Source organism: bacterium (assembly GCA_016873475.1).
GTDB lineage: Bacteria > Krumholzibacteriota > Krumholzibacteriia > JACNKJ01 > JACNKJ01 > VGXI01.
On the sequence record VGXI01000390.1, the window covers coordinates 1 to 1,820 of the forward strand.

Sequence of the window (1,820 nt, forward strand, 5' to 3'; positions counted from 1 at the left end):
GCGCCCCCACGCGCCACAAGGCGCCCCAGCGCCAGCCGACTAGCACCGCCACCAGCACGAGCAGGGCCGCCGCCAGGTAGGCGGGATGCGCAAACTGGCGCCGGGGCCGGGGGAGCAGCGGCCTCAGCACCCGCGCTTCCTCGGCGCAGGCGGCGCAGTCGCGCAGGTGCAGCGCGATCGCCGCCATCCGCGGCGTGGGCAGCGCGCCCGCGGGATCGAAGGTGGCCACCAGCTCGTCGGCCGTCGGGTGCTCGCCCCCCACTGCGGGATGGCCCCCGGCCAGCTCCGCACGCAGTGTCCGCAGGCCGGCCAGCAACTCGCGGCACTCCGCGCAGACGGCGAGGTGCGCGTCCACCGCCCGGCGTCTGTCCGCATCCAGTTCCTCGAGGAGCCAGTCGCTGAGCAGCAGCTTGGCCTCGTCGTGATTCATGCCGCCATCCTGCGTGGGGGCAGCGGGGAGCGAGGCGGCACCCGGGCAGGAGCCGTTCCGCTTGTTTCGGATCAGGTCGTCATCGTATCCTGGGTTCTCCCATCAAGGCAACACTCACAATGACGGGTGGTGCGCGTGCCCGGCAATGCCGACGATCGCGAACTGCGGGCCCTGCTACGGGGAGAGCCGGCCGCCGTCCGCCGCGCCGAGCGCTGGGCGCGCGCGGTCGTGGCCGCACGGCGCCTGGGCATCCCAGAGCGCGAGCGGGAGGACCTGGTCCAGGAAACCCTGCTCGCCCTGCTCCGGCAGGCCGCCCGCCCTGACTTCACCATTCGCAGCAGCCTGCCCGCGCTAGTCAAGGCCATCGCCGCCGCGCGCTGCATCGACTGGCTACGCCGGCGTCGCCCGCAGGCGGAGCTGTTGGAAGAGCCCGCCGCCCCTCAGCCCAGTCCAGAGCAGCAGGTGATCGTACTCGCCGAGATCGCGCGCGCCGATGCCCTCCTTGCGGGTCTCGAGGCCAAGCAGCGGCAAATCCTCCTGCTGCGCCTGCGTGACCAGCTCAGCTTCGCCGAGATCGCCCGCCTGACCGGCGTTCGCGAGGGCACGCTGCGCGTCCGCCTGCACGAAGGCCTCAAACGCCTGCGCACGCAGCTCGCTCAGGCCGAGCGCTTGCCCAAGGGCCCCGAGTCCTCGTCGGGCGGCGGCTCCGCCTGAGTCGCCGCCTCTGACCCGCTGACAGGCGGTGGCGCTGCCGCCAAGTGCTCGCCTCTCGTCAGCGGATTCTGGTCGAGCGTCCGACCCAGGAGTAGTCGCAGATCCAGGTCGTGCTCCAGCTCGAGCTGCCTCGCCCCCTCGGGTAGGCAGAAGAGTCGGATGGAGCCGCTGCTCGTCGCCGCTAGTCCGACGCCGAGCACGCGCAGCAGCGGCGGCTCCGTGCGCATCGCGACGAGCAATCCGTGAGGCGTTCCGCCCATTGCTTCGCGCGCGCCGAGGTTGACATGGCAGCTGAGCATCACACCAGGTCGAGTTGCGCTCCAGCCGCCCAGCCAGTGCGCTCCCGCGACCGCCGCCTGAGCCAGCTCGAGCAGCCGCGGGGACAGCTCTCGCGAGAAGCAGTCCTCGCCGCCGTCCTGCGCCTCGTCGGTCGCGTGGAGGCGAAGGCCCAAGGGCCCCTCGCATCGCCAGTGGACCAGCCGATCCAGGCCCAGCGCCAGCAGCCAGGTGGCCGCGCTGGCCGCGCTAAGTGCGATCCCTTGCTCGGGGGCCATCGGCTGGGGAACGGGCTGCGGAGAATGCCGGCTTGGACGGGTTCTTCCTTGCACGAGGGCCTCCGGCGCGCTAGCCCTCCCGTCGTGGCCGGCCCGATTTCGTTCGCCCGCCCGCGCCGCAA

General features: G+C 72.5%; 3 protein-coding genes. 1 reads left to right on the forward strand and 2 read right to left on the reverse strand.

Annotated elements, in window-relative coordinates:
* Positions 1-430, reverse strand: a 430-nt coding sequence (locus FJ251_16045) for a hypothetical protein (GenBank protein ID MBM4119212.1), incomplete at its 3' end; no start/stop codon positions are given.
* Positions 431-556: 126 nt separating this feature from the next.
* Here FJ251_16045 and FJ251_16050 point away from each other — a divergent pair.
* A complete protein-coding gene (locus FJ251_16050) occupies positions 557-1,144 on the forward strand; it encodes a sigma-70 family RNA polymerase sigma factor (protein ID MBM4119213.1) in 588 nt (195 codons plus the stop codon).
* Here FJ251_16050 and FJ251_16055 read toward each other — a convergent pair.
* Positions 1,087-1,596: a hypothetical protein gene (locus FJ251_16055; protein MBM4119214.1), complete on the reverse strand. Its 510-nt coding sequence runs from the start codon at positions 1,594-1,596 to the stop codon at positions 1,087-1,089. The genes FJ251_16050 and FJ251_16055 overlap by 58 nt on opposite strands.
* Positions 1,597-1,820: the final 224 nt, after the last annotated feature.